This is a genomic window from Bacillus sp. LQ16 (genome assembly GCF_057784645.1).
The window spans coordinates 5,025,181-5,051,012 of record NZ_CM173491.1 but is presented as its reverse complement, the minus strand read 5'-3'; the positions used below and the strand labels follow the sequence as shown (position 1 = coordinate 5,051,012).

Below are 25,832 nucleotides of genomic sequence, written 5' to 3'. Positions count from 1 at the left end.
ATATTGTTTTGGGAAGAGAAAGCTGCGTTTGTGGCAACGTTATATATATGTAGTAGAACCTCTTGTTTTTCGCAAGGGGTTTTTTGTTATAGGGTAAGTTGTCAAAAAGTTGTTTCTTTTCTGTAACGAATTGTCCACAGTTACATTCGTTATTCACGATGTTAATAGGATAAAATAAAGATAGAAACGATGCATCTTTTCATTTCAACAAAAAACGATAAAAAAATCGCAATTCCACTAATTTTTTAAAAAAAGTTAGAAGGAGTTTTTAAGCCAGTGTCGAAATTATAGTACATAGGCTTGAAAGGAGGAATTCATCTATGAAATTCAACATTCGTGGTGAAAATATTGAAGTAACTCCAGCATTAAAGGAATATGTAGAGAAAAAACTAAGTAAGTTAGAGCGTTATTTTGATACATTCCCAGAGATTAAAGTTAATTTAAAAGTATACTCTGACAAGCAACGTGTCGAGGTAACAATACCATTTACTGATTTATTACTTCGTGCAGAAGAAACTAATAGCGATATGTACGCTGCTATCGATTTAGTAGTTGATAAACTTGAGCGACAAATTCGTAAACATAAAACAAAGGTAAATCGTAAGTTACGTGAGAAAGGTTCTGTGAAAACGAACTTTATCCTTCCAGAAGCAGTAGCTGTTCTGGATGCGGTAGAAGAGGATGAATTAGAACTTGTACGTACAAAACGATTCGATTTAAAACCGATGGACGTTGAAGAAGCGATCCTACAAATGGATATGCTAGGACATAATTTCTTCGTCTTCACAAATGCTGATACAAATGAAACTAATGTTGTATATGGCCGTAAAGATGGGAAATACGGTTTAATCGAAACTAAATAATAATTCAAAAGCGCAGCCGAAATGGCTGCGCTTTTTTGTACTGAGATTTTGAATGTGATTATCTCCATAAGTATGTACTTGTTAGGAGTATACTAATTTTGTTTAATTTAACAATATTTTATAATTGTAAATAAAATATTAAGTTTTCTGGAATCAATTGATAGTGTATTTTGCTTTTGTTATCTTTAAATCGCATTATATAGATTTAATTTGTTTCTTTAGTAAAAAAATAAAATCGATATAATGCTACAAATTATCGGAGGTGCTTTTAGTGAGCATTAAGAAAAAAAGTCGTTTTATGTTTGGATCTGTTTTATCGTTAGGTATTTTAGCTAGTACTTTTGCTTTAACCGAACCTGCTAAGGCTGATACAAAGGATGATCATGTAGAATTTACCTTTAGACTTTGGAATGCATATGATTTTACTAATGCACGTCCTAAAGAGACACCTACTTCTATGTATATGCGTGTAAAGAGTAGTGAGAAGGGCGGTGGTTCTTTTAACGTTTGGACAGAAGCTGATAAAAATAAAGGTAAAGGTAATAGAGATTGGGTAAATGTTTCAGGTGAGTCGGGTAAGCATGAAGGAACGGTGAAACCAGGTAAAACGTATCTTTTCCAAAATTACGCATATGAAAACTATGGAAAAAATGTACCTGTGAGATTTGGTGGTTATTCTAGAGAAAATAATGCTTATCCTACTGCTTGGAGTCCTGATAGTGTAAGACCGAGTGGACCTTACACTGAATATTGATTTAGAAATTATAAATTGAAATTATTTATTGTGTAGTACTAGAAAAAGTCGTATAGTTCCGAGTCTTGATTATACGGCTTTTCCTGCTATTTCATTTTTAAAATAGGAGGAGTTGTAATGAGGTTTATCTCAAGATATATTTTAGTTTGTTTTTTTATATTGAGTATTAGTTTCTTAGTTTCTTGTCAAAAGAAAGTAGATGAACCGATTGTAAATATTGAAGATACTTTAACGGAAAAAGATAATTTGAAAAGTATTCAGTTACAAGAAATTAAGAAAAATACTATTGTTGAACAAGTGTTTTTAAAAAGTGAAAATGGTCATGATTTCTTTCAAGGTCAAATAGAAAGAAATGATAGCTTAATAGAGGATAAGCTTTCAAATAAAAAATTAAAGTCAGGAGTTATACCAGAAAATTATTATGTTTTTTTAACGGGTGTGACGAATAAGAAAAAACCAACGTATCTTTTGGGACGGATTGAACAAATTGATGGAAAAATAATTCAGTGGAAACAAGAAGTTAAGAGTGTAAAAAGAAAAGGTACAAATGATGTTTATCAGTATGAAGTTGAGTTTCCTAAATTTGAAGGAGAGAGAGCAAATGTTTCTTTTCGTTACATTTGGTTAAATAAAGAAAATAAATGTTATGGTGTTGCGGATCAACTGTTCATATTAAAAAAGATTTAAATTTCATTAATGCTTTATGGAGGAGTTGTAGATGAGTTACTTTTTAGGAAGGATTTTAAAAGGTAGGATGTTTTGGTTGTCTGTATTTATTATGTTAGTAATTGTCATTGCTCAATATATTGCTATGTGTGTAACAACGAAAGGATTTAATGATGCTGGGATTATAAAGGTATCTCCATATTTATCTAACATTTTACATTTTAATAGATTACCATTTTATAGTGAATTTTATCTACTTATATTTCCTATGATTTCTGCAATGGCTGTAGCTGGGATTTATAGAATTGATAAAAATTATGGATTTATTTATCCTGTCATTTCTAAGATGGGAACGCGTCATTATTTTAGATTACTTTATTGTATTAATTTTATAGTATCTTTTTTTATTATAAGTGTCCCTTTACTATTTCATTTTTATTTATATGCGATGACTTATCCGACAGTTGCTCCGCATCCGATATTAAATTATATGGCGGCTACTGTTTCACCAACAGCTCAATTTAATACGGTTTATTATGAGTATCCTACTTTATATTTTCTAATGTATGTATTTTTAAATAGTTTATACGGTGCGGTTTTTTCGAGTTTGGCTTTATCAATTTCGTTTTTTATAAAACGAGTTTATTTTATTTATTTAGTTCCATTTGTTTTACATATTTTTTGGCTTGGTATTGGAAAAGGGATTCTCAATCCTAAAGATTATTTAATTAAAGATTTCGGCTTTTTTGAATTGCAAATTTTTCTTAGTGTCCTGTTATGTATTTGGTTTTGTTCTGTAGTTCTTTATTTACGGGGGAGTAGGAAGCATGTTCTTTTATAATGTAATGAAAGAAACTATAAGGATGAAATATGTTGGGGTAAGTATTCTCTTTTTACTTAATCTTAGTATCATTGGTTGCTTGTTCAATTATTTTGAACAGGGCATTGTAAAAGAGAAAATGAACGAATTGGAAACTTTGTATAAGGTTATGTCGTTTTATAATTTGTCGACTATATTTATTCCTTTAATAATTGTTTTTTCTGTATATTCTATGTCGAATTTTTTTAGTATTTATGTTGTTTACAGAGTGAATAATGTATTGAAATTAGTTTCCATATATTATATAAAGTTATTCGTTTTTGTTTCCTTTTTTGCTGGGAGTATGATTTTACAGTTGTTTTTGATGTCAAATAGGATGGCTGTAACTAGTGTTGATGTAAATTATCCATTATTATTTTGCATCCAATTATTTGCGAGTGTTTTTATATGTATGATAAGTGCTTTATTGCAATTATTTTTACCTAGTTTACTTGTAATAATATGTATGATTACTGCTGTTTTATTAGATAGATTTATATTACATGGATTTTTATTTACAAATGCTTTTTATATAAATGTGTTTGAAGATGCTACTGGTTTATTTATACGCTTATTTGGCTGTTTTTTTATCTTTTTTATAAGTGTATGGATTTTATCTAAAAAAAGTTATATTTCTATGAATGATGAGACAGAGGTGATCTAGTTTACATTATGATCTTATATAATTTGTTAAAAAGAGATTTACATGTAAGGTTTCGAGATTCCAGCAAGATAATGGCTTTTTTATTCTTAATTTACGCTATTATTGCAATTGCTTTTTTATACAATCAGCCTCTTAGTAATGGTAAAGAATCTGTATTAGTAGATGTTACCTTTTATCGATTTTTTCATGGAGTAGACTTTGTGGATTTATCTTATTTTTATAAGGAGGGGCGATTTTCTATTCCTTTTTATTGGATATTCTTTCAAATCACTCCTTTGTTGCTTGTAGGGAATTTTGCTTTTTCAGATATTCAACAGAATGGTGTTTATTTATTTCCTCGTGTTAAGAAGAAGCATTTTCTGTGGTTAACGAAAATGCTATCTTTGTTTTTTTACATAGTTTGTATTTGGGTTGTTATGTATTTTATTTGGTTTACGGTGTACTATTTGCTTACTTTTGGCGAGAGTTCTTTATATAGTCAATTTTCTTATAAAATATTAGGTACTATGCTAATTCAAATAATTATAAGCTTTTTATTAGCTTTGATTTTTGAGTTTTTAACGTTTTATATACCAATAACTATTGTTTTTGTACTAATGTTGTTGTACCTGTTTTTGTCTATTTTCTTTCATAGTATTTATTTTTTAGGCTCTTTTGTTATGCCAAATCGTTGGTATTTTGTTGATCACAGTTCAATTCAATTGACTTTAGGTAATAATCAATCTATTCAATGGAATGATTTACTCCTAATAGGGGTAGTAATTGTTGTTGTAATGATTTTATTAGGTAGTTTTTGTTTTAAAAAACTAGATGTGATAGGTGAATAATTTATGGACAATTATATTAAATGTGAATGTATGACGAAAAGATTAAAAGGAAATATTGTGTTAGATAATATTAATTTGTCAGTAAAAAAAGGCGAATTTTTAGTTTTGAAGGGGCATAATGGCTCTGGTAAAACGATGATTTTACGCGCTATATCAGGGTTAATGCGTTTGAATTCTGGAGTTGTTTATGTAGACAATGAAATAATTGGAAAACAAAGGCAATTCCCTGATTCTATGGGGATATTGATTGAATATCCAAGTTTTATTCCAGCGTATACTGGTTTTCAGAACTTGAAATTTTTATCATCGATTAATAATAAAATTTCTGATGAGGAAATTTATAATATTATTCAGAGGGTTGGACTTGATAAAACAGATAAGAGAAAGTATAAAAGATACTCTTTAGGTATGAAACAACGTTTAGGGATAGCGCAAGCTTTAATGGAACAACCAAAATTATTGTTATTAGACGAGCCAACTAATGCTTTAGATAGTGATGGGATAAAAGATGTTTTAGATATTTTGGAAGTAGAAAAATCTAAAGGAACGACTATTATAGTAGCTAGTCATGATGTGCATGTCCTGGATAATGGTATAGTAGATCGCATTGTACATGTTAATAATGGAAAGTTGGTAGATTAAGAGTGACAAGAAATCATGTCTTAATAATCATTGGATTGTGTCTGTTGCTATGTATATTTGCTAGTTTATTTAGATTTAAAACATTAAATCTAAATAATGAATCTTATAAAGTGGTAAAAGATGAATTTTTATCTAATAGAACTTTTGAAGATGGACAAGGAGTTACGTTTCATGCTCTTGATCCTCTTGATCCTACAAAAGTTTATGATCCTTATGAAGACCGTGAAGTAGTGACGTATGTTTTACCTTTAAATATTACAAATACAACAAATCGGGATATTAACTTGCTTAGTAATGAGTCTATTTCCGATACATTGTTTTATTCTAAAATAGGCGAGTTTTATAATGTAATTCCGTATGCAATGGAGTTACCTAAACAATATCAGTTTGATCCTGTAATACCTGCTGGTAAAACAGTACGAGGATATATAGGGACAAATTATTTTATAGGAGATGACCCTTATAAAAATTATAAAAACTTTTCAAATGAATCAACTAAGGTGAAATTTATTTCTTTTATGAAGGATAAGAAAGGGAAATATCATGAATTAGAAATACCAATAAATTAATAAAATTCGTGATTGATCCAGATATATTTTAAGGGTGTTTTTTGCTGTGGTTGAGTAGATCTTGCAACATAACAGTATCGTTTAAAGTCGGAGTTGTTTCGCAGGTGTAAGTATCTATGGATGCTGCACCTGCGGAATTTCCGACTTTTTGTAATTGTTCATTTAAAACTAATAGATTTCCTTCGATTATCCTCTTTTAAAGTGGGATATTTAATACGGAATTTGCAATAGAGGGATAGAGAAAAGACATATTAGTTTGTTGGAACAAATGAAATGAAAACTTTTTTGAATATAAGGCCTGACATTCGGCCGATTGTTGTCATAGTTATAAGACAAGTGTTACAATTATCATTAGGTATATACATTTTAGTTTTTTTAATTAGGAGAAAAATTGGCATAACATACATTTGATTTTTACAACGACTGATTGTAATAGAGAAAAAGAAAAACAATCGGAAGTTTTATTTTAATAAAAGAGGAGCGTATTTCCTATGATCGGTATTTTAAAAAAGGTGTTTGATGTAAACCAACGCCAAATTAAACGTATGCAAAAGACAGTTGAGCAAATTGATGCATTAGAGTCATCTATTAAGCCACTAACTGATGAACAATTAAAAGGAAAGACGCTTGAATTTAAAGAACGTCTAACAAAAGGTGAAACAGTAGATGATCTACTACCTGAAGCTTTTGCAGTTGTTCGCGAAGCGGCAACTCGTGTTCTTGGAATGCGTCCATATGGCGTACAGTTAATGGGTGGTATTGCCTTACATGAAGGGAATATTTCTGAGATGAAAACGGGTGAAGGTAAAACGTTAACATCTACATTACCTGTATATTTAAATGCTTTAACAGGAAAAGGTGTTCACGTTGTTACAGTCAATGAATACTTAGCACAACGTGATGCGAACGAAATGGGACAACTTCATGAGTTCCTTGGCTTAACGGTAGGAATTAACTTAAACCATATGTCACGCGAAGAGAAACAAGAGGCTTATGCTGCTGATATTACGTATAGCACAAATAATGAGCTTGGATTCGATTACTTACGTGACAACATGGTTTTATATAAAGAGCAGTGCGTTCAACGTCCACTTCACTTTGCTATTATCGATGAAGTCGATTCTATTTTAGTCGATGAAGCGCGTACGCCGCTTATTATTTCGGGACAAGCTCAAAAATCAACAGAGCTATACATGTTTGCAAATGCATTCGTTCGTACGTTAGAAAATGAAAAAGAGTATTCATTTGATGTGAAAACGAAAAATGTAATGTTAACAGAAGATGGTATTACGAAAGCAGAGAAAGCTTTCCATATTGAAAACTTATTCGATTTAAAACATGTAGCACTTCTTCACCATATTAATCAGGCGCTTCGTGCACACGTTGTTATGCACCGTGATACAGATTATGTTGTACAAGAAGGCGAAATCGTAATTGTAGACCAATTTACTGGTCGTCTTATGAAAGGTCGTCGTTATAGCGAAGGATTACACCAAGCGATTGAAGCAAAAGAAGGTGTAGAAATTCAAAATGAGAGTATGACGCTTGCGACAATTACATTCCAGAACTACTTCCGTATGTATGAAAAATTATCTGGTATGACTGGTACAGCGAAAACAGAGGAAGAGGAATTCCGTAACATTTACAATATGAACGTTATTGTAATTCCAACAAACAAACCGATTATTCGTGATGATCGTGCTGATTTAATCTTTAAATCAATGGAAGGTAAGTTCAATGCTGTTGTTGAGGATATTGTAAATCGTCATAAACAAGGGCAACCTGTTCTTGTAGGTACAGTTGCAATTGAAACTTCAGAGCTTATTTCAAAAATGTTAACACGTAAAGGTGTACGTCATAACATTTTAAATGCGAAAAACCATGCGCGTGAAGCAGATATCATTGCAGAAGCCGGTATGAAAGGTGCTGTAACGATTGCAACGAATATGGCTGGTCGTGGTACAGATATTAAGCTTGGAGATGATGTGAAAATCTTCGGTCTAGCAGTTATCGGTACAGAACGTCATGAAAGCCGTCGTATTGATAATCAGTTACGTGGTCGTGCTGGTCGTCAAGGGGACCCTGGTGTGACGCAGTTCTACTTATCAATGGAAGATGAATTAATGCGCCGATTTGGTTCAGATAATATGAAAGCAATGATGGATCGTCTTGGTATGGATGATTCTCAGCCAATTGAAAGTAAAATGGTTTCTCGTGCGGTAGAGTCTGCACAAAAACGTGTTGAAGGAAATAACTATGATGCACGTAAGCAGTTATTACAATACGATGATGTACTTCGTCAGCAACGTGAAGTTATTTATAAGCAACGTCAAGAAGTAATGGAATCGGAAAACTTACGTGGCATTATTGAAGGTATGATGAAATCTACAGTAGAACGTGCTGTTGCGCTTCATACACAAGAGGAAATTGAAGAGGATTGGAACATTAAAGGTCTTGTTGACTACTTAAATACAAACCTTCTTCAAGAAGGAGACATAAAAGAAGAAGAATTACGTCGCCTTGCTCCTGAGGAAATGAGCGAACCGATCATCGCGAAATTAATAGAGCGTTATAATGACAAAGAAAAGCTTATGCCAGAAGAGCAAATGCGTGAGTTTGAGAAGGTTGTTGTATTCCGCGTTGTAGATACGAAATGGACAGAGCATATTGATGCGATGGATCACCTTCGTGAAGGTATTCATTTACGTGCTTACGGTCAAATTGATCCACTTCGTGAGTACCAAATGGAAGGATTCGCGATGTTCGAGTCAATGGTTGCTTCTATTGAAGAGGAAATTTCTCGTTACATTATGAAAGCTGAAATTGAACAAAACTTAGAACGTCAAGAAGTTGTTCAAGGTGAAGCTGTTCATCCATCTAGCGATGGCGAAGAAGCGAAGAAAAAGCCAGTTGTAAAAGGTGACCAAGTGGGCCGCAACGATTTATGTAAATGTGGTAGCGGTAAAAAATATAAAAACTGCTGTGGTATTGTTCAGTAATATAGGGCGGTAGCTTTGGCTGCTTTGCAAACTTTTATATCAAAAATGTATAATTAAGAAGAATTAAACTCTCTCCGTAATAAGTGGAGAGAGTTTCCCTTGTTTTCATACGAAAGTAACAGCAATTACATAGAGGTGAAGGAAATGGAATTAGTAGAAATTAGACAGGAATTAGAGAAAATGGCTAAGCGATTAGCGGCTTTTAGGGGGTCTCTTTGACCTCCCTACTAAGGAGAACCAAATTGCAGAATTAGAAGAAAAAATGATGGGCGCAGGATTTTGGGATGACCAACAAGGCGCACAAGTTGTAATTAATGAAGCGAATGCGTTAAAAGACATGGTTGGAAGTTTCCGTCAGTTAGATGAGACGTTCGAAAATTTAGAAGTAACGCATGAGCTTTTAAAAGAAGAATATGATGAAGATTTACATGAGGAATTAGAATCAGAAGTAAAAGGCTTAATTCAAGAAATGAATGAGTATGAGCTTCAGTTACTATTAAGTGATCCTTATGATAAAAATAATGCGATTTTAGAATTACATCCAGGTGCAGGTGGGACTGAGTCACAAGACTGGGGTTCTATGTTGTTACGTATGTATACACGTTGGGCTGAAAAACGTGGTTTTAAAGTAGAAACGGTTGACTATTTACCAGGTGATGAAGCTGGTATTAAGAGTGTAACTTTATTAATTAAAGGTCATAACGCTTACGGTTACTTAAAAGCAGAGAAAGGTGTACATCGTCTTGTACGTATTTCACCATTCGATTCTTCAGGTCGTCGTCATACATCGTTTGTATCTTGTGAAGTTGTACCAGAGTTCAATGATGAAGTTGAAATCGAAGTACGTACAGAAGATTTAAAAATTGATACGTACCGCGCAAGTGGAGCGGGTGGGCAGCACGTAAATACGACAGATTCAGCAGTTCGTATTACACATACACCGACAAATACAGTTGTAACGTGTCAGTCAGAGCGTTCACAAATTAAAAACCGTGAGCATGCGATGAAGATGTTAAAAGCGAAATTATATCAAAAGAAACTAGAAGAGCAACAGGCACAATTAGATGAAATCCGTGGGGAACAAAAAGAAATCGGATGGGGTAGCCAAATCCGTTCTTACGTATTCCACCCGTATTCTCTTGTAAAAGACCACCGTACAAATACGGAGGTTGGTAACGTACAAGCAGTTATGGATGGAGAGATTGATCCATTTATTGATGCTTACTTACGTTCTCGCATCTAATAAGCGAAAAAAAGCCAACAAAATTGTTGGCGCATGCTGAGGATATAGAGGATATAAGGCATTTGATTTTATTTTTATAGATGAAGTAAAGAGGAAGAGAAGTTGGAAACGACAACTTCTCTTTTTGATGGGATTATATGTAGATTACAATGCTGTATATTGTTTTGTAAAAAGTAGAGAATAGTAAAATAGAGCGGTAATAGGGTGAAGATTTATATAGAACTTTTCTAATTTTCCTTTTAAAAAGGATTCTTTATAGAAGTTTTTTAAGTTGTTCACAGAATTGAAACAACTTATGAAAGCTTTATTTTATCAAGGTTCTCACTGTATTTTTGAGGAATATGAAATACACCTTAGTTTTTCTATATAAAGATAATGCTTATAATGAAAATGAGTGTGTTAGGAATAAAAAGAATATCAACAATGGGGAGCGATAGAAGTGAAAAAGAAATTGTTGGCTATTGCGCTAGGGACATCGGTTGTTTTTACTTTAGGAGCATGCGGAAATAAAGAAGAGAGTAAGTCTTCGAAACAGTCTGCAAGCACAGACAGCGCAGAACAAATTTTCCAAAGAAGTTGTGCTGGATGTCACGCAACAGATTTATCAGGGGCAACTGGACCTGATTTAAGAAAAGTGGGCGGTAAGTACGACGCCGCAGATATCGAAGAGATTATTAAAAAAGGCCGCGGTTCAATGTCACCAGGACTTATTCAAGGTGAAGATGCGAAAAAAGTATCTGAATGGTTAGCAGAACATAAATAAAAAAGGTGAAATGGGCGAGTTGATAATATATTCAACTCGTTTTCCTTTTTCTGGAATGTAACATAACTGTAACAAAAATGTATCCAAATTGGAAACCGTTTGATGTTACAATGGGGTTTGTAGAATTTTGCTGAAATATATTACATAGAGTGGTATTGCTTATGAGAAAGCATAAGTAAACTACCTTCAACAAGGATGAATAAGTGAAAATGAAGGATGTCTTTTATTTTCAGATGTACAGAAAAGTATTTCGAAAAAAATCATTAAGTATTGGGTGATAAATAATGATAAAAATGACGAATGTTTATAAGGAGTACCCGAATGGTATGAAAGCCATTGCTGGTCTTACAGTTAACATTAAACAAGGTGAATTCGTATACGTAGTTGGACCGAGTGGAGCCGGAAAATCTACATTTATTAAAATGATGTATCGTGAAGAGAAACCATCTACAGGATCTATTAATGTAAATGGACTTACTATCGAAACATTGGCAGAAAGAGACGTTCCGTATTTTCGTCGTCAATTAGGCGTAATTTTCCAAGATTTTAAATTGCTACCTAAATTAACGGTATATGAGAATGTTGCGTTTGCTTTAGAAGTAATTGAAGAAGAACCGGATGCAATTCGTGAGCGTGTAACAGAAGTTCTAGGTCTTGTAGGCCTTGAAGATCGTGCAGACGCGCTTCCAAGTGAGCTTTCGGGCGGGGAGCAACAACGTGTGGCTATTGCAAGAGCAATTGTAAATAGACCAAAGGTTGTAATTGCCGATGAGCCAACAGGTAACTTAGATATTGAAACAGCTCTTGATATTATGAATATTTTTACTCGCATTAATGAGCGCGGCACAACGATCGTTATGGCGACGCATAATGCAGATATCGTAAATACAATCCGTCATCGTGTAATCGCGATTGAAGGCGGAAAAATTGTTCGAGATGAGATTGAGGGAGGATACGGATATGAAGGCTAAGACCCTTAGTCGACATTTGCGAGAAGGTGTAAAGAATCTATCACGTAACGGATGGATGACATTTGCTTCTGTTAGTGCAGTAACAGTTACATTATTACTTGTAGGTGTCTTTTTAACAGCGATTATGAATATGAACCATTTTGCGACGAAAGTAGAGCAAGATGTAGAGATTCGTGTACACATTGATCCAGCTGCAAAAGAAGCGGATCAAAAGAAATTAGAAGAAGATATGAGTAAGATTGCAAAAGTAGATTCTATTAAATATTCTTCTAAAGAAGAAGAGTTAAAACGTTTAATTAAAAGCTTAGGTGATAGTGGAAAAACGTTTGAGTTATTTGAACAAGATAACCCACTTAAAAACGTATTCGTTGTAAAAGCAAAAGAACCAACAGATACAGCGACAATCGCGAAGAAAGTTGAAAAAATGCAGTTTGTCAGTAATGTTCAGTACGGAAAAGGGCAAGTTGAACGATTATTTGATACTGTAAAAACTGGTCGTAACATTGGGATTGCGTTAATTGCTGGTCTTTTATTCACAGCGATGTTCTTAATCTCTAATACAATTAAAATTACAATTTATGCTCGTAGTACAGAAATTGAAATTATGAAACTTGTTGGTGCAACAAACTGGTTTATTCGTTGGCCATTCTTGCTAGAGGGATTATTCTTAGGAGTATTAGGATCAATTATTCCAATTGGCCTAATTCTAGTTACGTATAATTCGTTGCAAGGTGTGTTTAACGAAAAACTTGGCGGAACAATTTTCGAGCTTCTACCATACAGTCCTTTCGTATTCCAATTAGCTGGTTTACTAGTGTTAATCGGTGCTTTAATCGGTATGTGGGGAAGTGTAATGTCAATTCGTCGCTTCTTAAAAGTATAAAAAGTTGCAAACATAATTCGTACAAGCTTATCATATAGTAGAAATAGGTAAAGGCATCACACACTGTGTGATGCCTTTTGCTACACCACCTGTGTGTTTTGGAAAGGGGAATTCCGCATTGAAACGTAGAGTTGCAATTATTGGAATGGTTGTTGCATTTTTAATTGGTGCTGGCGGAATGTTTGCAGGCATGTCTGTATTTGGGGTTAACCCATCAGAAGTAACGCAAACAATTTCGAGTGGGAATGCTAGCACTGCGCAAGGGAATTTGGCAAAAATTAATGAGGCGTATGCACTAATTGATTCACGTTATGTGGAAGACGTGAAAGATGAAAAGTTAGTTGAAGGTGCAATACAAGGTATGTTGTCTACGCTGAAGGACCCTTATTCCACGTATATGGATAAAGAAACAGCCAAACAGTTTAGTGAATCGCTTGATCCCGAATTAGAGGGGATTGGGGCTGAGGTGAACAAGACGGACGGTAAGCTTATTATCGTATCGCCAATTAAAGGTTCACCAGCAGAAAAGATAGGAATTAAACCGAATGACCAAATTTTATCTGTAGATGGAAACAGTGTGAAAGACTTATCACGTGAAGAAGCAGTATTAAAAATTCGTGGTAAAAAGGGAACGACTGTCGCAATTGAAATTAAACGTGCGGGAGTAACTGATCCGATCGTATTTAAAATTAAGCGTGAAAAGATTCCAATCTTTACAGTATTTAGTTCTGTGAAGCAAGAGAGTGGAAAAGATATCGGTTATATGCAAATCACTTCTTTTGCTGAAAATACAGCGAAAGAATTTAAGGATCAGTTAAAAGAGTTAGAGAAGAAAAATATAAAAGGCTTAGTTATTGACGTACGTGGTAATCCTGGTGGCTATTTAAATAGTGTAGAAGATATACTAGGGGAAATTATGACGAATAAAAAGCCGATGCTACAAGTAGAGCAGCGAAATGGTGAGAAGAAGAAATTCTCTACGGAACTGAAAGAGAGAAAACCATATCCAATTTCAGTATTAATTGATAATGGAAGTGCTTCTGCTTCAGAGATTTTAGCGGGTGCGCTAAAAGAAGGAGAAGGATACGATTTAATTGGTGAAAAGACATTTGGTAAAGGTACTGTCCAGCAAGCTGTTCCATTTAAAGACGGCAGCAACATTAAATTAACAATGTTTAAATGGTTAACACCGGATGGGAACTGGATTCATAAAAAAGGAATCGCACCAACAGTAGAAGTGAAGCAACCAAATTATTATCATGCGACACCAATTCAAATTGAAAAAACACTTTCATACAATTCAAATGATGTACAAGTAAAACATGCTCAAGAAATGCTTAAGAGCTTAGGGTATGTACCAGGTCGTGAAGATGGATACTTTAGTAAAGAGACAGAATCGGCGCTGAAAGCATTCCAAAATGCGAATGAGATGGAAGCGACAGGACAGCTTGATAAAAAGACAGCTGAAGCGATTCAAACTAAAATTATCGAAAAAATCCGTTCTGGAGAAAATGATTTACAATTACAGTCAGCATTAAAGTTAATGGCAAAATAAGAAGAAATACAGGCAGTTTGCTGCCTGTATTTTTTTGTGTTAAACAAACGTTTGTTTAGTTGTGATAATATAAAAAGAAAGAATGATATAAATGGTGGTGAATGAGTTCGTGGAGGCGTGGATTTTTGAAATAATGCGGGCAGTTGGACGTTTTTTCTTACACCCTGCTGTCTATATATTTGTAATAAGTAGTATCTTCGTTGGATACTTACGTATGTTAAGAGAACGAAAAGATTTTTCTTTTAAAGTTTATGATATTTGGTTTGAACTGCGAACCTCTCTATTTGCAGGGATTGGATACGGATTAGTAGTATCTATTATTACGATTGGGCTTGGACTTGTTGTTTCTAAAGCAAGCTTATGGGCCATTTTAATTTGGACATTACTATTTGGATTAACGGCTATGTATCGATATTTATCGGCAGCTTATACATTTAGCATTGCGATTGTATGTGTTCTATTATCTTCTAAGCTACCAGTTTCCTTCTTACAGCTTCGAGAAGGTGAAGAGAGTACCATTGTATCCCTTGCTATTTTACTAGGCGTTATGCTTATTGTAGAAGGCTTATTGATTTCTAAAAACGCGGTAGGATACTCTACACCGAAGATTAGGAAGGGGAAGCGTGGATTAAAGATTGGTTTACACGAATCAAAGCGTTTATGGATCGTTCCTATTTTTATTCTTGTACCGGGTGATGCGGTAACGCAGTTTATTTCATGGTGGCCTGTCGTTTCAATAGGTTCAAATACATATTCTCTATTCCTCGTTCCATTTTTAATTGGGTTTATGAGAAAGATTAAAAGTTATGAGCCGACGGAAGCTTTATTATTTACAGGAAGACGTGTTTATGGATTAGCAGGACTTGTGCTCGTTTTAGGAATCGCAAGTTACTGGTGGCACGTACTTGCAATTATCGCGATGGGAGTCGCGATGCTTGGGCGTTTCACAATTTCGATGCAAGAGAAAATTGCCGATGAAACAAGACCAGCGTATTTTGCTGCACGCAATGATGGGCTCATTGTACTAGATACAATTCCAAATACAATTGGAGCAGAGCTGAAATTACTGCCTGGAGAAATTATTACGAAAGTAAATGGAGTCATTCCAAAAAGCGCCGAGGAATTTTATGATGCGCTTCAAACGAAGACGACAGGAGCATTTTGTAAATTAGAAGTATTAGATACAAATGGTGAGCTTCGTCTTGCACAAACAGCATTATATGCTGGTGGACATCACGAATTAGGTATTGTATTCGTTGAACAGGAGCATGAGTGGGATTCAGAAGCGATGTAATAGAAGTGAGGGTGTCACCTATAGGTGACACCCCTTTTTTGTGTGTGAGTGGTGATGGCAGTAGCAAATGAAATTTATATCGACTTTTCGGCAAAAAACAACAACTAGCGTAAAGCTTATTTTCAGTTTCATAGACGGATAACTTGAATAATTATTTGATAATGGTTATCATTTAGGGAGTCTTTTTAATTTTGGAAAATGGAGGTAAGATATGCTACGTAAATTTTTTTCTTACTATAAACCGTATAAAGGTTTATTTATACTCGACTTTTCTTGCGCAGTTGTCGCAGGGTTACTAGAACTTGGCTTCCCGCTTATCGTAAATCAATTTATTGATAAGTTATTGCCAGGACAAAACTGGACGCTTATTTTATGGGCTTGTTTCGGTTTACTTGCAGTGTATATATTAAATGCAGGCTTACAATATGTCGTTACATATTGGGGACATATGCTTGGTGTTAACATTGAAACGGATATGAGGCAGAAATTATTTGATCACATTCAAAAGCTATCATTCAGATTTTTTGACAATAATAAAACAGGTCATCTAATTTCACGCCTTACAAACGATTTAATGGAAATTGGGGAAATTGCTCATCATGGACCAGAAGATTTGTTTATCGCTATTATGACTTTAGTTGGGGCATTCTCATTTATGATGATGATTAACTGGAAGTTAGCGCTATTAACGTTCTTCGTCATTCCATTCTTATTATGGTTGGCGCTTTACTTCAATAAAAAAATGACAGGTACGTTTAGACGTTTATTCTCAGATGTTGCTGATTTTAATGCATGCATTGAGAACAATGTAGGGGGCATTCGCGTTGTACAAGCATTCGGAAATGAAAAGTTTGAGAAAGAGCAATTTGCTGTTAACAACGCTCGTTTCCGTACAACGAAATTAATGGCGTATAAAATTATGGCTTTAAATTCATCGATTAGTTATATGCTCATGCGTCTTGTAACGCTCTTCGTATTAATATGCGGTACATGGTTTGTTCTGCAAGGAGAATTAACATACGGTGGATTTATCGGATTCGTTCTATTAACGAATATTTTCTTCCGTCCAATTGAAAAAATTAACGCGGTAATCGAAAGCTATCCGAAAGGAATCGCTGGTTTTAAAAGGTATGTAGAGCTTCTTGAAACAGAGCCTGACATTGTAGACTCTAAAGATGCAATGGAAGTTAAACAGGTACATGGTGATATTCAATATAACAACATTACGTTCGGATATGAAAATAAAGAACCGATTTTAAATGACATTAGTTTGAACATACATGCAGGTGAAACTGTTGCGTTCGTTGGACCATCAGGAGCAGGGAAAACGACGTTATGTAGCCTATTACCACGTTTTTATGAGCAATCATCTGGATCAATTCAAATTGATGGTATTGATACGAAAGATATGACATTATCTTCACTTCGTAAGCAAATTGGAATTGTGCAGCAAGATGTGTTCTTATTCTCAGGAACAATTCGTGAAAATATTGCTTACGGAAATTTAAAGGCGTCAGAAGCTGAAATTTGGCAGGCAGTAAAACGTGCGCAGTTAGAAGACTTAATTTACTCACAACCAGACGGTTTAGATACCGTTATCGGTGAGCGTGGTGTGAAACTTTCTGGTGGACAGAAGCAGCGTCTAGCGATTGCTCGTATGTTCTTGAAAAACCCGCCAATTTTAATATTAGATGAAGCGACTTCCGCATTAGATACAGAGACGGAACTAGCGATTCAAAAATCACTGGCTGAACTATCTGTCGGTCGTACAACATTAGTTATTGCTCATAGACTTGCAACGATTAAAAATGCAGATCGTATCGTCGTTGTAAATAAAGATGGTATTGCAGAACAAGGTTCGCATGAGGAACTAATTGAGCAAGGTGGAGGATACAGCCGTTTATACGAAGCTCAGTTCAGTTTGTAAATATAATTTCTGCTGAATTAGTGCACCATAAGTAAGTGAGAATCTTATATGGGAGGCTATGAAGCATGATTGTAACAACAACTTCTACAATTCAAGGAAAAGAAATTATTGAGTATATTGATATCGTGAATGGAGAGGCGATTATGGGTGCGAACATCGTTCGTGACCTTTTCGCTTCTGTCCGTGACGTTGTCGGCGGTCGTGCAGGTGCTTATGAAAGTAAATTAAAAGAAGCGTGCGACATCGCAATGGAAGAAATGAAAACTTTCGCAAGACAAAAAAATGCAAATGCAATTGTTGGTATCGACGTGGATTACGAAGTAGTTCGTGAAGGAATGCTAATGGTTGCAGTGAGCGGGACTGCTGTCCGTATCTAAAATGAAAAGCCGTGCTGATGCACGGCTTTTTGTATTCTATGTCGAAGATTCAATATTTCTTGGGAAATGTGGAATGCCCCGTCGATATATATAGGGAAGACATTAGAGTGCTTCTTTACATTTTTGAATTTGAGTTAATAATTTTGCGTATTCTTGTTCGAGAGATGTGATGTCATCGTGATGATTTGGAATGGAAATCCGGCCGATGACTTCTGTTAATTTTGTTTGTAATCGTAACAATTCTTGCTCAGTAACGTTTACAGAATCTCCGGTGGTTCTTTTTGTGTATTGCTCGTAATTACCGTGGAATACTCTTGGTTCACTCTCATCTACTTGTAGAATATGGTCTGCAACAGAGCGAATAAAGGCACGATCATGGCTAATGAAAAGTATTGTGCCAGGATATTCTTGTAACATGGTTTCTAATTCTTCTTGCGTCGCTAAGTCTAAATAGTTTGTCGGTTCATCGAGCAGAAGCATATTATAGTTTCCTAAAAATACTTTTGCGAGTGCAACCTTCATTCGCTCACCCCCGCTTAGAACGTGCACAGGTTTATGAACATCTTCACGGCGGAATAGAAGCCGTGCAAGTATTGTGCGAACGAACGATTCTGTATAGTTTGTTTCTTCTAGAACATTTTCTAAAATGGTTTTATCTGTTTTTAAAATGGATAGTGTTTGTTCGAAGTATCCAATTTTACAACTTTTGGAAAGCTGAATGCCACGCTCGTTTGTGAGAAGCATGTTGAACAGAGTCGTTTTTCCACTTCCGTTTGCCCCTAAAATAGCAAGTTTTGCACCAGGAGCAATAGTTCCATTCATATTTTTAAATAGTGTGCGGTCACCTATTTTCTTTGTTGCTTTATTGAACTGTACTACTAATTTACTATGAATGGGTGCATGGTATTGTACGTCAAACTGAGCTTGAGAAAGATCCTTTGGCTTCTCCTTCTTTTCTAGTTTTTCGAGACGTGTCTCTAATGCTTTCGCTGCTTTACTAACCTGTTCTTGGCCATGAGCCCCACTTAATTTATAAAGTTTAGATTCAGATGAACTGAACCGTGTTGGGATTTTTGTCATGCTAGAAGCACGTTGTTTTTTTTGTAAAATGGACTGCTCTAAACGATTTTTTTCTTGTACATATTGCTCATATTCTGCTTGTTTTTGTATTCGCTCACGTTCTTTTTGCTTGCGATAGTTTGAATAATTACCTTTATACTCTTGAATAGTACCGTCTTCGATTTCGATGATTTTTGTACATATCGCATCTAAAAAGTCACGATCATGTGATATTAAAACAAGTGCCCCTTTATAAGATAAAAGGGCCTTTTCTAATTGCTCTGTACCGACCATATCTAAGTGGCTTGTTGGTTCATCAGCGAATAAAATGCCTGCATTCTGTTCAAGAGCGTGGGCAATTTTTAGGCGCATTCGTTCACCGCCGCTCATTGAATCTGTAACGTTTGAAATGCTCCATTTTCCTTTTGCGAGAGAAGAAGCGGTTTCTGGTAGTTCTTCGCTAAGCTGAGGAATGATGCTGATAGAACTATGATGAGTTACTGTGCCTTCGTCAGCTTCTATTTCCTTACTTAATATTTGTAGTAACGTAGATTTTCCAGCTCCGTTGACTCCGACAATTCCTATACGATCCTGCACTTGAATTTCCAGTGATGACAACGTAAATAGGGTACGATCACCAAAGCTCTTTTCAATATTACGTGCGAATAAAATAGTCATAAAAAAACCTCCCTAGTTTCACTAGAGAGGATAAATGTCGCCCTTGTATGTAAAAATCGTACATAAATAAACGATTTTTTACATAATCGCTTCGAAAGAAAGTATCGACAAATGGACAGACTAATCCTCTGCTAGTTTTCATCATTTTTGTTCACTATTTGTGATGGATGAAATAAATAAGAGAATTAGAACTTCATTGGTCAAAGTACCTTCCTTTCATAATATTACTTTTATTGTATGCGCATACAAAACGGTTTGTCAAACTAATTTCTATTTATTATTTTTGAGTTTATTATTATACAATTGTGCTTTTGTCAGTGCCTCAGCATCATTTTGGATTTCATCTAGTCCATTCGCATCTCCAACAATATACCCTTCAAATGATGAACCAACAAAATCAAAGATGTATTGGAACTGGGAGATAAGCGGTAATGCTTTTAGTTTCGGATTATCTCCACCAGCGATGACAACGTACATTTTTTTGCCTTTCATTTTTTCTTTGAAATGAAGGGATGTATCACGCAAGCTTTGTGACCAGCGATCGATGAAGTTTTTCATATGACCGCTCATTCCATACCAGTATAGCGGTGTAGCAAAGATAATTGTGTCGTGCTCTAACATACGCTCGATTAACTGCTCATAGTCATCATTTACAGGTTGGAATCCTTCTGCATCATGACGCTGATCTATGATTGGGTGGACGATATGATCACGCAAGTAAATTTGTTCTGTTTCAATTCCATCAATCACCATATGTGTTAAAGCTTCTGTATTTCCGTTTTGTCTTGAACTGCCTTGTATAACAAACATGTAATCATCCCTTTTCTTTTGTTTGCTTTAGGAGTGAAACGTGTTTTTGCAAATTCGTTTGAATGCTGGAAAGTAATGAGATTTGCTTTGTTACTTCATTGAGTTTATCTTCGTAAAGCGTAAGGATGCTGCTGCACGGATTGTCGTACAGGTGCGGCTCGATTTCGAGGCAGCGTAGCATCCTTGCTGTCTCGTCTAAATTTAGGCCGAGCTGTAAGTACATTTGGATAAGCTCTACTTTTTCAACGGCACTTTCGTCGAAATCACGATAGCCATTTGCAAGGCGCTTAGAAGGGAGTAATCCTTTTTCTTCATAATGTCTTAGTGATCTTTCGCTAACCCCGGTTTCTTTTGATAATTCTCCAATTCGCAATGCGTTTCACTCCCTTTAAATGTATTGTAAACCTTCACACTAATGTGAAGGTCAATGCTGTTTTTTCGCAAAAGAGTCTACATGATTTAAAAACACCTGAATAGCTTTAGACGGGATGAAATATTTGCCGCGCACGATGGAGAACGGGCGGATGAGTTGTTCATTTGGAACTTCGACGTGGAATAGCTCTTTTGCCAGTAGCTCTTTTCGTACAGTCCAATCAGAAAGGATAGCGATGCCAAGCCCGGCACTAACTGCTTCCTTTACGCTTTGGATACTACTAAATGTAAAGAATCGTTTCATTTTCAAATGGTGTTGATGAATAAAACGATCGCTATAAGCGCGTGTACCAGAACCACTTTCCCTTAATACCCATACTTGATCTTGGAGTGTGCTTTCATTTATTTCATTTGTGCGGAGCAATGGATGATTTGGCGGAACGACAAGCTTCATTTCATCTTGCATAAACGTTTCAACGTCAACATCAGCGTATATGACTTGCCCTTCTACTAGGCCGATATCAATTTGATTAGAGCGAAGGCTTTGCAAAACGTCTTCTGTATTTGAGATGAAAGTATGAACTTCGACGTGTGGATTTTCATTCGCATAGTTAGCCAGTATTTTTGGAAGTAAGTATTCGCCAATTGTGAAACTAGCACCGATGCGAAGAGTTCCTGTTACAACGTTATGTAGTTCGTTAATTTCTTGTTTGGCTTCTTCGTAAAGAGAGAGCATTTGCTTTGCATGTATATATAATATGTTTCCAGCCTCTGTCACTTGGACGTGTTTTGGGGAGCGCTGAATAAGAGTAGTGCCAAATTCGTTTTCTAAGTTGCGTATATGCATACTTACGCCAGGCTGTGAAAGGTTTAATAATTCTGCTGCACGGGAGAAGTGTTTCTGTTCAACGACAGTAACAAAAATTTTTAAAATATCTACGTTCATATAATGGGCTCCTTTCTTTTTCTATCATCTTATCATAAGTATTTCTGATGATAGAGATTTGGTATTGGTATTAAACTTATTATAGAAACTCTCTTATAATGTAAGTAGAAAGAACATGCATGTTCCAATACGATTATTGGGGTGGTACAAGGTGGAACAAACACTTGTTATACAAAAGAAGAAGGGCTTTGGATTTTCGCAAGGAATTGGGATTACATTATTAATCGCAATTGCCGCGAAATATTTAGCAGAGCTTCCATTTTTAAATATTATGGGACAATTAGTAATTGCTATTCTAATTGGGATGGTTTGGCGCGCTGCAATTGGAGTTCCTCATGATGCGATTGCAGGAACGAACTTTGCGAGTAAGAAGTTACTGCGCTTTGGGATCATCTTACTTGGAATGCGATTAAATCTTGTTGATATTGCGAAGGCGGGGCCGAAAGTATTGGTCATCGCGGCGGTTGTTATTACATTTACTATTTTTGTTGTATACGGACTAACGAAAGTATTTAAAGTAGAAAAGAAACTTGGGATTTTAACAGCATGCGGTACGGCAATTTGCGGCGCGGCCGCGGTCGTGGCAATTGCACCGCAAGTGAAAGCAAAAGATGACGAAACAGCAGTTGGAGCGGCGATCATTGCAATTTTAGGTACAATATTTACGCTTATTTATACGTTATTATATCCAGTGCTTGGCCTATCTCCATACGGATATGGAGTGTTCTCAGGGGCGACACTGCATGAAATTGCTCACGTAATTGCGGCTGCGGCGCCAGGAGGAAGCACGGCTGTAGATATCGCAGTTATCGTGAAACTAACGCGCGTTGCAATGCTTGTACCAGTAGCGATTTTAATCGGATTATGGTTTGGTAAGAGTGAAGGTAGCGAGGAAAAAAGATCATGGCGCGACCTTCCAATTCCATGGTTCATCTTCGGGTTTTTAGCAATGAGTGCAGTGCATTCGCTTGGGATTATTCCAGAAGTTGTTGCGGGATACATTGTTGTCATTGCTTATATGCTAATCGCAATGGCGATGGCAGGGCTCGGTTTAAATGTAGAGTTTAAAACTTTCCGTAAATTAGGAAGTAAAGCATTCGTGGCAGGGCTGATTGGCTCGGTTTGCTTATCGGTTCTTGGATACGTTCTTGTATGGGGATTAGGATTTATATAAGTAGGACGAAGAAGCTGTTCCAAAAGATATTTTGGGGCAGCTTCTTTCTTATGCTTATGGTGCTACTGATGTCGATATATTTGGGAAATCGCCGATATAAATGGAGTTGCGCTGATATATTTGCAAAATCGCCGATATATTTTAAGTTGCGCTGATATAAATTGAATTACTCTTGTACTTTGTTAGAGTAGATGTTCAATGAAACATTTTTCTAAAATTTGTAAAGATATCTTTACTTATAACTGGAAAATATTTATAATTTAAGTAAAGATATCTTTACTTTTGAAGGTGGATCCTATGGGTGTGAAAAATAAAATAAAAGAGTTAAGAAAGCAAAATCATATAACACAAGTTGAAATGGCAAAGGCGATGCAGGTGACGCGGCAGACGATAGTGGCGATTGAAAATCATCATTACAATCCGAGTCTAGAGTTATCCTTAAAAATCGCCAAGTATTTTGGAGTGAAGGTGGAGGAAATCTTTACGCTGGAGTAAGGGGAGAGAAAAAAAAGGATAAGCTTGAGAGATTTCAATTAGATTAAACGTTTAAATATATAAGGATTGGTTTTGGTTTATTAATTAGTACGGCATCAACGAGCGTGTTAGCAACAAAGAATAATAGATAGAAAAAGGGGAACTGGGATGGAATTACCGGTGTTATGTGTCGCTACAGCTATATTTGCGCTTCTTTGGGGAATGCAAAACTTTTCTCGTAATCCAGTGCCAAGTATTTGTATTATGATTGGTACTGTAGGTTTATCGTATTATTTATTAGTATTAGCCCATTATCATAAAACGGCAACGAGTGTTGTTGTTGGAGCACTTATTTTATTTTGTGGGCGCGCCATACAAAAGGGGTTATTTCCATAAAAGCTGTTTATACACTTTGTATAAACAGCTTTTTGTATTTTTTTTACAAAACACTTGAAAGTTACGTAACGTCATCTTCTATAATGAGGGGGAAGAGGTGATGGTAGTGATTTCAATACAAGAACTGACGAGAGAAACAGGGGTTACAGTACGTACACTACGTTATTATGATCAAATAGATTTATTAAAGCCGAGCGGAAAAACAGAGGGTGGGCATCGGTTATATAGTGAAGCTGACGTTATTCGTTTGCAACAAATTTTATTTTTAAAAGAAATGGGATTTTCATTAAAAGAAGTTGCGAATATGTTAGTAAAAGGTGAGCTGGATTTGAAAAAATCACTTGAAAACCAACTTCGATTTGTACAAGAAGAACAAAAGAAGTTCAATCGAATGGAGCGTGTTTTACAAGCAGTTGTTTATTCGGTAGATGTAGAGGGAGAACTTGATTGGAAAGTTATGTTTGAACTTATTCAGCTTTCAAAACAGTCTCCTCGTATACGTGAAATATTTCAAAATGAAGTATTTTCAAAGGAAGAACAAAAGTTGCTTCATAATTTGCCGAATATGAGTGAGGAAGATCCGAATGTTTTAGAATGGGTAGATTTATTAAAGCAATTACGTATTTTTATGAAAGAGGGTAAAGAAGCCACTAGTGATGAAGTACAAAGGGCAATGAAGAGATTAATGCAGAAGTGTTTAGAAATGGCTAATGGTGACGAAGCGTTTTTAGATAAGTTATGGGAAGTTAGAAAATCAAAGGAAGATTCACAGAAAATGAGCATGTATCCAATTGAAGAAGAGTTTTTATTATATATGGATGAAGCTTTTCGTATTTATGATGAAAGGGAGAAGGATAAATGAGCATACTCGCAGAATATCGTTGGTATTTTTTAATTGGAGCAGAGATTGTATTTTGGTTATCGGCTATCGGTTTCTTTTTACTCCGTTACGGATTCCGTTTGAAGAAGGCGAGCTTTATTATGGGGATTGTACTCCTCGTAAATGAAGTGTTTATTTTAACATTAGGGGCAGTGGACTATTATCAAACAGGAAAGTTCTCTAATTTTCAAATCATTACTGTAATTATTTTACTGTATGCAGTTTTCTACGGGAAAAAGGATTTGAAGAAGCTTGATATATTTGCGCAAAAGCTAGTTGCGAAATGGCGTAATGAACCGGCGCCTATTATTGAAGAACAGGTAGAATTAACAGGTATGGCCTATGCAAAGCAGGAAATAAAAAATTGGGTATTACATCTTGTTTTATTCGTTGGTGTGCACATATTCTTTTTCTTCGCGTATGGATTTATTCCATTTGAACAATGGGGTAATTGGTTAGAATCGGGAATCGTTTTAAATAAAGCTGCAAGTCGCGTGAGCCAAGTTTGGGTGATTATACTTTTAGTGGATGCAGCTATTTCATTTTCATATGTTCTTTTTCCGAAGAAGGAGAAAGGGAACAAGAAGCTACTTTCTTAGGGGAAAGTAGCTTTTGCGGTATACAAATAATTTTTATAGGAGAGGATGACAATAGGAAAAAGAACCAGTTTTATATGGATATTTCTCTTTAGCTTAGTAGCATGCTCACCATCTAACACTACAATTGATAAGAAGAACGATGTCATTGTAAAGGGAACCAGGATTTCCAATCTAGATAAATTTGAAAATTTCGTTTTGAATGTCGAACAAAGGGAAGTTGATAAAATAAGAATTGTACAGTATACCCTTGAAGGGGACCCGATTTTTCAAACGTTAGAGTATAGTGGGAACGATATATTTTATGTGTCAGATAATAGAAAAGACAAATTTGCTGGGAAGGATAAAGGGTTACATAAAGATAGTTGTAAAAGTATTGTTAAAGAGCAGCGCGAATCAGAAAGTACTTATCGGTTAATAGATTGTATGAATGAAGCTGGGCGCAATGGATATGACTTAGTATATGTACCTAAAAAATAGAATTAGTAGAGGAAGGAAGTATTTACTCCTTCCTTTTTCTATGTGTATATTGTCGAAAACTTTACCGAATATCTGTTCGTTTTTTTAGGTTTTTTATAGGCATTCGTGGTA

27 protein-coding genes are annotated in these 25,832 nt (G+C 35.4%); 23 read left to right on the top strand and 4 right to left on the bottom strand.

The annotated features are described in order from the left end of the window. The first annotated feature begins 320 nt into the window (after nucleotides 1-320). From hpf to AC3EMB_RS25625, 17 genes are all read left to right on the top strand, one after another. A complete protein-coding gene (gene hpf, locus AC3EMB_RS25705) occupies nucleotides 321-863 on the top strand; it encodes a ribosome hibernation-promoting factor, HPF/YfiA family (protein ID WP_000671193.1) in 543 nt (180 codons plus the stop codon). 271 nt (nucleotides 864-1,134) lie between these two features. Next, nucleotides 1,135-1,617 (top strand): DUF2712 domain-containing protein, encoded by a 483-nt coding sequence (locus AC3EMB_RS25700; RefSeq protein ID WP_000023374.1) that lies wholly within the window; start codon nucleotides 1,135-1,137, stop codon nucleotides 1,615-1,617. Between the two features lie 117 nt (nucleotides 1,618-1,734). Next, nucleotides 1,735-2,304, top strand: coding sequence for a hypothetical protein (locus tag AC3EMB_RS25695; RefSeq protein ID WP_001211060.1), 570 nt, complete (start codon nucleotides 1,735-1,737; stop codon nucleotides 2,302-2,304). Nucleotides 2,305-2,335: 31 nt separating this feature from the next. Further along, nucleotides 2,336-3,124 (top strand): hypothetical protein, encoded by a 789-nt coding sequence (locus tag AC3EMB_RS25690; RefSeq protein ID WP_000120050.1) that lies wholly within the window; start codon nucleotides 2,336-2,338, stop codon nucleotides 3,122-3,124. Continuing rightward, nucleotides 3,111-3,806 (top strand): hypothetical protein, encoded by a 696-nt coding sequence (locus tag AC3EMB_RS25685; RefSeq protein ID WP_488517345.1) that lies wholly within the window; start codon nucleotides 3,111-3,113, stop codon nucleotides 3,804-3,806. The genes AC3EMB_RS25690 and AC3EMB_RS25685 overlap by 14 nt, the downstream gene beginning before the upstream one ends. Before the next feature lie 71 nt (nucleotides 3,807-3,877). Continuing rightward, nucleotides 3,878-4,633, top strand: coding sequence for a hypothetical protein (locus AC3EMB_RS25680; protein WP_002094202.1), 756 nt, complete (start codon nucleotides 3,878-3,880; stop codon nucleotides 4,631-4,633). A 3-nt stretch (nucleotides 4,634-4,636) separates the two neighbouring features. Further along, the gene (locus tag AC3EMB_RS25675; RefSeq protein ID WP_029443606.1) at nucleotides 4,637-5,275 is read left to right on the top strand and encodes an ATP-binding cassette domain-containing protein; all 639 of its coding nucleotides are present in this window, start codon (nucleotides 4,637-4,639) and stop codon (nucleotides 5,273-5,275) included. Nucleotides 5,276-5,316: 41 nt separating this feature from the next. After that, nucleotides 5,317-5,844 carry a hypothetical protein gene (locus AC3EMB_RS25670; protein WP_029948375.1) on the top strand — a complete coding sequence of 176 codons (528 nt, stop codon included), beginning with the start codon at nucleotides 5,317-5,319 and terminating at the stop codon, nucleotides 5,842-5,844. Nucleotides 5,845-6,335: 491 nt separating this feature from the next. Then, the gene (secA, locus tag AC3EMB_RS25665) at nucleotides 6,336-8,843 is read left to right on the top strand and encodes a preprotein translocase subunit SecA (protein ID WP_078400870.1); all 2,508 of its coding nucleotides are present in this window, start codon (nucleotides 6,336-6,338) and stop codon (nucleotides 8,841-8,843) included. 144 nt (nucleotides 8,844-8,987) lie between these two features. Next, nucleotides 8,988-10,086 (top strand): peptide chain release factor 2 gene (prfB, locus tag AC3EMB_RS25660; protein ID WP_096001455.1). Its coding sequence is split into 2 segments (ribosomal slippage): nucleotides 8,988-9,059 and nucleotides 9,061-10,086, totalling 1,098 coding nucleotides; the frame shifts between segments, so codons are not numbered across the junction. Between the two features lie 439 nt (nucleotides 10,087-10,525). Further along, nucleotides 10,526-10,849, top strand: a complete 324-nt coding sequence (gene cccB / locus AC3EMB_RS25655; protein ID WP_000727975.1) for a cytochrome c551 — start codon at nucleotides 10,526-10,528, stop codon at nucleotides 10,847-10,849. A gap of 284 nt (nucleotides 10,850-11,133) precedes the next feature. Then, nucleotides 11,134-11,820, top strand: coding sequence for a cell division ATP-binding protein FtsE (ftsE, locus tag AC3EMB_RS25650; RefSeq protein ID WP_000594319.1), 687 nt, complete (start codon nucleotides 11,134-11,136; stop codon nucleotides 11,818-11,820). Then, the gene (gene ftsX, locus AC3EMB_RS25645; RefSeq protein WP_000645028.1) at nucleotides 11,810-12,703 is read left to right on the top strand and encodes a permease-like cell division protein FtsX; all 894 of its coding nucleotides are present in this window, start codon (nucleotides 11,810-11,812) and stop codon (nucleotides 12,701-12,703) included. Before ftsE ends, ftsX begins: the two co-directional genes overlap by 11 nt. Before the next feature lie 118 nt (nucleotides 12,704-12,821). Beyond that, nucleotides 12,822-14,258 (top strand): S41 family peptidase, encoded by a 1,437-nt coding sequence (locus AC3EMB_RS25640; protein WP_000830313.1) that lies wholly within the window; start codon nucleotides 12,822-12,824, stop codon nucleotides 14,256-14,258. Nucleotides 14,259-14,349: 91 nt separating this feature from the next. Next, complete coding sequence (locus AC3EMB_RS25635; RefSeq protein WP_053563366.1) at nucleotides 14,350-15,552, top strand: PDZ domain-containing protein; 1,203 nt, start codon at nucleotides 14,350-14,352, stop codon at nucleotides 15,550-15,552. Nucleotides 15,553-15,763: 211 nt separating this feature from the next. Beyond that, nucleotides 15,764-17,479, top strand: coding sequence for an ABC transporter ATP-binding protein (locus AC3EMB_RS25630; RefSeq protein WP_078400868.1), 1,716 nt, complete (start codon nucleotides 15,764-15,766; stop codon nucleotides 17,477-17,479). A 65-nt stretch (nucleotides 17,480-17,544) separates the two neighbouring features. Continuing rightward, on the top strand, nucleotides 17,545-17,856 hold the full coding sequence (locus AC3EMB_RS25625) for a heavy metal-binding domain-containing protein (protein WP_488517344.1): 312 nt from the start codon (nucleotides 17,545-17,547) through the stop codon (nucleotides 17,854-17,856). 102 nt (nucleotides 17,857-17,958) lie between these two features. Here the strand turns inward: AC3EMB_RS25625 and abc-f are convergent, their stop codons facing one another. The 4 genes from abc-f to AC3EMB_RS25605 all read right to left on the bottom strand — a co-directional run bounded on the left by abc-f (nucleotide 17,959) and on the right by AC3EMB_RS25605 (nucleotide 21,721). Next, nucleotides 17,959-19,593 carry a ribosomal protection-like ABC-F family protein gene (gene abc-f / locus AC3EMB_RS25620; protein ID WP_078400867.1) on the bottom strand — a complete coding sequence of 545 codons (1,635 nt, stop codon included), beginning with the start codon at nucleotides 19,591-19,593 and terminating at the stop codon, nucleotides 17,959-17,961. Nucleotides 19,594-19,863: 270 nt separating this feature from the next. Beyond that, entirely contained in the window at nucleotides 19,864-20,403 is a 540-nt protein-coding gene (locus AC3EMB_RS25615) for a flavodoxin family protein (RefSeq protein WP_078400866.1), read from the bottom strand. 4 nt (nucleotides 20,404-20,407) lie between these two features. Beyond that, nucleotides 20,408-20,776: a MerR family transcriptional regulator gene (locus AC3EMB_RS25610; protein ID WP_050844708.1), complete on the bottom strand. Its 369-nt coding sequence runs from the start codon at nucleotides 20,774-20,776 to the stop codon at nucleotides 20,408-20,410. Nucleotides 20,777-20,827: 51 nt separating this feature from the next. Then, nucleotides 20,828-21,721 (bottom strand): LysR family transcriptional regulator, encoded by an 894-nt coding sequence (locus tag AC3EMB_RS25605; protein WP_050844707.1) that lies wholly within the window; start codon nucleotides 21,719-21,721, stop codon nucleotides 20,828-20,830. Between the two features lie 151 nt (nucleotides 21,722-21,872). Here AC3EMB_RS25605 and AC3EMB_RS25600 point away from each other — a divergent pair, with 151 nt between their 5' ends. From AC3EMB_RS25600 to AC3EMB_RS25575, 6 genes are all read left to right on the top strand, one after another. After that, on the top strand, nucleotides 21,873-22,895 hold the full coding sequence (locus tag AC3EMB_RS25600) for a YeiH family protein (RefSeq protein ID WP_000438413.1): 1,023 nt from the start codon (nucleotides 21,873-21,875) through the stop codon (nucleotides 22,893-22,895). 297 nt (nucleotides 22,896-23,192) lie between these two features. Next, entirely contained in the window at nucleotides 23,193-23,390 is a 198-nt protein-coding gene (locus AC3EMB_RS25595; RefSeq protein WP_000538364.1) for a helix-turn-helix transcriptional regulator, read from the top strand. A gap of 147 nt (nucleotides 23,391-23,537) precedes the next feature. Further along, nucleotides 23,538-23,765, top strand: a complete 228-nt coding sequence (locus AC3EMB_RS25590) for a hypothetical protein (RefSeq protein ID WP_069356499.1) — start codon at nucleotides 23,538-23,540, stop codon at nucleotides 23,763-23,765. Between the two features lie 100 nt (nucleotides 23,766-23,865). After that, nucleotides 23,866-24,627, top strand: coding sequence for a MerR family transcriptional regulator (locus AC3EMB_RS25585; RefSeq protein WP_000260342.1), 762 nt, complete (start codon nucleotides 23,866-23,868; stop codon nucleotides 24,625-24,627). Continuing rightward, nucleotides 24,624-25,244 carry a hypothetical protein gene (locus tag AC3EMB_RS25580; protein ID WP_488517343.1) on the top strand — a complete coding sequence of 207 codons (621 nt, stop codon included), beginning with the start codon at nucleotides 24,624-24,626 and terminating at the stop codon, nucleotides 25,242-25,244. The genes AC3EMB_RS25585 and AC3EMB_RS25580 overlap by 4 nt, the downstream gene beginning before the upstream one ends. Before the next feature lie 45 nt (nucleotides 25,245-25,289). Next, nucleotides 25,290-25,721, top strand: a complete 432-nt coding sequence (locus AC3EMB_RS25575) for a DUF4362 domain-containing protein (protein WP_366986978.1) — start codon at nucleotides 25,290-25,292, stop codon at nucleotides 25,719-25,721. Nucleotides 25,722-25,832 lie beyond the last annotated feature (111 nt).